Below are 5,841 nucleotides of genomic sequence, written 5' to 3'. Positions count from 1 at the left end.
CCGCAGGCCTCGATGCCGCGCACCCGGCCGCCGCGCTCGCGCACCAGCCAGAACCCGTCGCCGCCGATGCCGTTCATGTGCGGGTAGACCACGGCGATCGCCGCCGCCATCGCGGTCATCGCCTCGATGGCGTTGCCGCCCTGCGCCAGCACGGTCTGCCCCGCCTGCGCGGCCAGGTGATGCGGGGCGGCGCAGGCGCCGTGGGAGAAGACGGGGGTCTCGGGCATGGTCTCGCTCGCGGCTGGCGACGGCTCGCTCCGGCTGTACGAAAACCGTGCCGTCGGTGCAAAAGGCGCGAGGGCGGCCACTCCGCTCCCCCCCCTCTGCGCTACTGGATCCACATCGTTCGTCACGGCATCGGATAACGCGCGGGTTCCCCTCTCCCCGCGGGCGGGGAGAGGCCCGGCGGCACCCCGTCGTGCAGCCGGGGAGCGAGAGGCGAAGCCGAAGCGACGGTGAGGGGGAGCTTCCGGAAGTGCCTCCTCCGGCTCGGCCCCCTCACCGTCGGCTGCCGCCTCGCTTTGCCGACGACGAGGTCGTCGAAGCCCTCTCCCCGCACGTGGGGCGAGGGGATGCGCGCACATCGAACCGCCAAGGGCAGGAGAGGTGTGAATACAGTAGCCGTTGTGCGGGAAAAGACAGAACGCGCGGTTCGCGTGTCACCGTCCCGCATCGGACTCGGCCGGGCGCCTGTTGTACGGTTGCCGCCGCACGCCACCCGAGCCGTCCGTGATCCACCGCCCATCCGCCATCGGAGCGCTTGCCGCGATGCTCAGCATCCCGGCCTTCGCGCAGACGCCGCCGGCGCCCCCGGCCATCCCCGTGATCCGCGAAGGCGCCGGCGGCGACGTGCGGACCTCCGTGGCCCAGCCCGAGACCACGAGCCAGACCTCGGGCGGCTACGCCCGCTCGGTCGAGCCCTATCTTGGCCCCCTCGGCGATCCCTTCGGCCTGCGCCCGGTGCTGAAGGAGCGGGGCATCCAGTACAGCCTCACCTACATCGCGGATGTGCTCGGCAACCCCACCGGCGGAATGCGGCAGGGAGCGGTGGTGGAGGACCGGCTGAACCTGCGGCTCTACCTCGACCTCCACACGCTCGCCGGCTGGCAGGGCGCCACGGCGCACGCCAACGCCTACTTCATCCACGGCACCGGCCTCTCGCGCTACTACGTCGGCAACCTGCTCGACGTCAGCGTCATCGGGGCGCTGCCCGCGACACGGCTCTACGTGCTGTGGTTCGACCAGCAGCTCTTCGACGGCAAGCTCGGCCTGCGGGTCGGCCAGCAGGCCGCCGACAGCGAGTTCTTCGTCAGCCAGACCGCGACGCTGTTCGTGAACTCGAGCTTCGGCTGGCCGGCGATCACCAGCGCGAACCTCCCCTCCGGCGGCCCGGCCTATCCCCTGGCGACGCCGGCGATCCGGGCGAAGTTCGAGCCCGGCGGCGGGCTGTCGTTCCAGGCCGGGCTCTACGACGGCGATCCGGCCGGGGCCAACCGCCCGGGCGACGACGCGGAGGCGCAGCGCCTCAACCGCACCGGCACGAACTTCCGCACGCACGACCCGGCCCTGATCGTGGCCGAGGCGGCCTATTCCTACAACACCGAGAAGGGCTCGACCGCGCTGCCCGGCACGGTGACCTTCGGCGGCTGGCAGCATTTCGGCCGCTTCGACGACCTGCGCCGCGACACCCTCGGCCTGTCGCTCGCCGACCCGGCCTCGTCCGGCCTGCCGCGCCGGCAGCGCGGCAACGCCGGGCTCTACGCGATGATCGACCAGAGCGTCCTGATCGAGCCCGAGAAGGACGACGAGGGCCTGTCGGTGTTCGTGCGCGCCTCGCTCTCGCCGACGCGCTCCAGCCTGATCTCGGCCTACGTCGACGCCGGCCTCGCCTACAAGGGCCTGATCCCGGGGCGCGACGACGACACGGTCGGCGCCGGTATCGCCTACGCCCGCTACGCCGACGACGCCCGCCGGGCCGACACCGACACCATCCTGTTCACCGGCACCCCGATCCCGCGGCGGCGGGCCGAGACCGCGCTGGAGGCGACCTACCAGGCGCTGGTGGTGCCGGGCTTCACCGTGCAGCCGGACCTGCAGTACATCATCCGCCCGAGCGGCGGCGTCGCGGATGCCGACGGCCGCCGGCTGAAGAACGCCACCGTGCTCGGGGTGCGGGCGACCGTGCAGTACTGAGTCGAAGGTCCGCCGGCCCCGCCGCGCGGGCCTGAGCGCCCTATCTCCCGTGCATGATCATTTTCGAGTGGGTTGTCGGCGTCCTGTTCGGCGCGGTGCTGTTGGCGGCGCTCGCGCGCCGGATCGGTGCGCCGTATCCGGCTTTCCTGGCGCTCGGCGGCGTCGGCCTGGCCTTCGTGCCGGGCGTCCCGAACCTCGAGCTCGACCCGGGGCTGGCGCTGGCGCTGTTCCTCGCGCCCGTGCTGATGGATGCCGGCTACGGCACCTCGCTGCGCGACCTGAGGGCGAACTGGCGCCCGATCGCCGGCCTCGCCTTCGGTGCGGTGGCGGTGACGACGATCGCGGTCGCCGTCGTCGCCAAACTGCTGGTGCCGGACATGCCGCTTTCCGCCTGCATCGTGCTCGGGGCGATCGTCGCGCCGCCGGACGCGGTGGCCGCGCTCTCGGTGCTGCGCCACGTCTCGCTGCCGCACCGCCTCACCACCATCCTGCGCGGCGAGAGCCTGCTCAACGACGCCGGCTCCCTGCTGATCTACCGGCTCGGCGTCGCGGCCGCCGCGAGCGGCGCCTTCCACGTCTCCGAGGTCGGCCCGACCTTCCTCGTGGGCGTGGTCGCGAGCCTGGTGGTCGGGCCGCTCGCGGGGCTCGCCTTCGTCGCCGGGATGCGGCGGGTGCAGGACGCGGCCAGCACCATCGTGCTGCAATTCGTGGCCGCCTTCGGGATCTGGATCGCCGCCGAGCGCCTGGAGATGTCGGGCGTGCTGACGCTCGTTGCCTTCGCGATCACGGTGGCGCGCGGCACTCCCGGCATCACCGCCCCGCGCGTGCGCATCATCTCCTACGCGGTCTGGAACACGGCGGTGTTCGTGCTCAACGTGCTGGCCTTCGTGCTGATCGGCATCCAGATCGGCCCGATCCTCGAGCGGCTCGCCGGCGCCGACCAGCTCGTCGCGCTGGCGCTCGCCGGCGCGGTCTTCGCCACCGTGGTGCTGGTGCGCATCGCCTGGGTGCTGCCGGCGTCCGGCCTGCCCGGCCTCTCCGTCGCCGATCCCGGCCGCGGCCGGCTCCGGAGCGCCGTCGCGGTGTCCTGGGCTGGGATGCGCGGCATCCTCACCATCGCCACGGCGCTCGCCCTGCCGCAGGAATTCCCGCACCGCGACCTGATCGTCTTCGCCGCGTTCGGCACGGTGCTCGGCACCCTGGTGGTCCAGGGCCTGACCCTGAACCCGCTGCTCGCCCGCCTCGGCCTCGAGGACGACGACCCGGTCGGGCGCGAGACCGGACGCGCCCGGGCCGAGGCCTACCAGGCGGCCCTCGACAGCCTCGACGCGGCCGACGACGAGCCCGGCATCGAGGCCCTGAGGGCGGAGCTGCGCGGCGCGCTCGCCGAGGCGGAGGCCCACGAGGAGGGCCGCGCCCCGGAATCCCTGCCCACCGACGGCCCGCGCCGCCGCGCCATCACCGCCGCCCGCGACACGGTCATGCGCCTGCGCCGCGAGGGCGCGATCGGCGACGACGCCTACTTCGTGCTGGAGGAGGAGTTCGACTGGGCCGAGCTCAACGCGACGCCGAAGGCGGAGACGTGAGGGCCACATCGTCTACGTTCTAAACGGAAGGAGCGACCTATGAGCAGGCGCGATCCCGGGCTGGGCTACGTCCCGAACGACGCCTACGCCGAGGCAGATTGGGCAGCGGTCGACAGCCCGCCGCTGACCGACGCCGAGCTAGCGCGGACGCGGCCCGGCGTCGAGGGCATGCTGCCGGCTATGGCGGAGGCCTTCGGCCGCCGAACGGCGGGGAAACCGCAATCGGCCCGGGCGCGCAGGAAACGTGGCGCCAAGCGTTCGGAATGACCGCGCACACCCGAAGGCCGACCGTCAGACCGCCACCCGCGCCTCAATCGCATCCCACGCGCTCACGGCGAGGTCCGGGCCGCCGAGGCGCTTGATCGCGCGGATGCCGGTGGGGGAGGTGACGTTGATCTCGGTGAGGTGCCCGTCGATCACGTCGATGCCGACGAGGATCAGGCCGCGGCGGCGCAGCTCCGGGCCGATCGTGGCGCAGATCTCGCGCTCGCGCTCGGTCAGGTCCGAGGGCCGGGCGGCGCCGCCGCGGACCATGTTGGAGCGGATGTCGTTCAAGGCCGGCACGCGGTTGATCGCGCCCATCGGCTCGCCGTCGACGAGGATGATGCGCTTGTCGCCTTCGGTGATCTTCTCGAGGAAGCGCTGCACCACCCACGCCTCGCGGAAGGTGACCGAGAACAGGTCGAACATCGAGCCGAAGTTCGGGTCGGTCTCGGAGACGCGGAACACCGCCGCGCCGCCGTGGCCGTGCAGTGGCTTCATCGCCACGGTGCCGTGCTCGCGGCGGAATTCCTCGATCTCCGCCTTGTCGCGGGAGATCAGCGTCGGCGGCATCAGCTCGGGGAAGTCGAGGACGAAGAGCTTCTCGGGCGCGTTGCGCACCTCGGCCGGGTCGTTCACCACCAGCGTCTGCGGGTGGATCTTCTCCAGCATGTGGGTCGCGGTGATGTAGGCCATGTCGAAGGGCGGGTCCTGGCGCATCAGCACCACGTCGGCCTCCGACAGATCGATCCGCTCGATCTCGCCGAGCGTCGCGTGCGCGCCCTCCACGTCCTGCACGCTCAGCGCCTGGACGCGGGCGGTGACGCGGCGGCCCTGCATCGAGAGCCGGTCGGGGGTGTAGTAGATCAGCCGGTGGCCGCGCGCCTGCGCTTCGAGCAACAGGGCGAAGGTGGTGTCGCCGGCGATGCGGATCGCCTGGATCGGGTCCATCTGGACCGCAACGGTCAAGGCCATGTCGTCGGGCTCCGCTCGTGACGCGGCCGGCTCCCGGGGGACGATCCATCCCCCGGAACGAGCCGGCCGCTCGTCGTCCACCATCCTCGAACCGGGCGCGTCGCGGACGCGCCCGAAGCGATCAATCCTCCGGCATCGACTTTCCGCCGGTGCGCTTGTCGTAGTCGCCGATGGCGTTGCGGCACTCGGGCGACAGGCGCTTGCGGTTGCGCGTCATGCACTGCTCGGCCGCCGGGCTGTTCGGGTCGACGCCGGCGCAGAGGCGGAAATAGTCGTTGGCGCAGCCGAGCTGCAGCCCCTGGTCCTCGCGCTGGGCCTGGGCCGGGCTGCCGGCGAGCGCCAGCAGGGCGAGCGGGAGGCCTGCCAGCGCCGCGGAGCGGAGCATCCGGGGCAGAAGCGCGCCACGGGCGTGTCGAAACGTGTCCAGTCGCATCCAGCGTGGTCCTTGCATGTCGGCCGTGGGAACCCCGGCGTCGGATCCGCCCGAGGGCGGCATCCGCGAATGGCCCGGCATATCGGTCTCCGGCGTCGCTAGGCAAGCGTCGCGACCGTGCGACGGTTCCGCTTCCACCCCTCGGCGACCGCAATGCAGCATCCGCCGTGGGAGCCCGTCGAGGCCGCAATGCGGCATTCGCGCCGCAGGTGCCGGCGGAGACCGAGAAAGAAACGCCCTCCGACAAACGAAGAAGGGCCCCGCCCGGGTCGCGAGCAGGGCCCAGTCGTTGGGAGGAAACGCCCGCCATGGGCGAATCCTCCCTCGCAAGGCGCAGGCCAACCGCGTGCGAACCTCTGGCCGACCCCCTTCCAGCCCCTTCCAGCCCCCTTC

The 5,841-nt window shown here is 72.3% G+C and carries 6 protein-coding genes; 3 read left to right on the top strand and 3 right to left on the bottom strand.

Translation table 11 applies throughout. The features are described from left to right. Window positions 1-227: gamma-glutamyltransferase (locus FV229_RS24705; protein ID WP_187275277.1), on the bottom strand; the 227-nt coding region annotated here is incomplete at its 3' end. A 541-nt stretch (window positions 228-768) separates the two neighbouring features. Here FV229_RS24705 and FV229_RS24695 point away from each other — a divergent pair. The 3 genes from FV229_RS24695 to FV229_RS24685 are packed head-to-tail and all read left to right on the top strand — an operon-like array spanning window position 769 to window position 4,046. Continuing rightward, on the top strand, window positions 769-2,193 hold the full coding sequence (locus FV229_RS24695; protein WP_147754477.1) for a carbohydrate porin: 1,425 nt from the start codon (window positions 769-771) through the stop codon (window positions 2,191-2,193). Window positions 2,194-2,246: 53 nt separating this feature from the next. Beyond that, window positions 2,247-3,779 carry a sodium:proton antiporter gene (locus FV229_RS24690; RefSeq protein ID WP_147754476.1) on the top strand — a complete coding sequence of 511 codons (1,533 nt, stop codon included), beginning with the start codon at window positions 2,247-2,249 and terminating at the stop codon, window positions 3,777-3,779. Window positions 3,780-3,818: 39 nt separating this feature from the next. Beyond that, entirely contained in the window at window positions 3,819-4,046 is a 228-nt protein-coding gene (locus FV229_RS24685) for a hypothetical protein (RefSeq protein ID WP_147754475.1), read from the top strand. 24 nt (window positions 4,047-4,070) lie between these two features. On the opposite strand, the gene gshB is transcribed toward FV229_RS24685, so the two are convergent. Next, complete coding sequence (gene gshB / locus FV229_RS24680; RefSeq protein ID WP_147754474.1) at window positions 4,071-5,015, bottom strand: glutathione synthase; 945 nt, start codon at window positions 5,013-5,015, stop codon at window positions 4,071-4,073. A gap of 121 nt (window positions 5,016-5,136) precedes the next feature. Continuing rightward, entirely contained in the window at window positions 5,137-5,400 is a 264-nt protein-coding gene (locus FV229_RS24675) for a hypothetical protein (protein ID WP_147754479.1), read from the bottom strand. Window positions 5,401-5,841 lie beyond the last annotated feature (441 nt).

This window comes from Methylobacterium sp. WL120, assembly GCF_008039465.1.
GTDB classification, from domain to species: Bacteria; Pseudomonadota; Alphaproteobacteria; order Rhizobiales; family Beijerinckiaceae; genus Methylobacterium; species Methylobacterium cerastii.
Note: the sequence above shows the minus strand (reverse complement) of the source record. Positions and strands in the feature narration are given on the sequence as shown.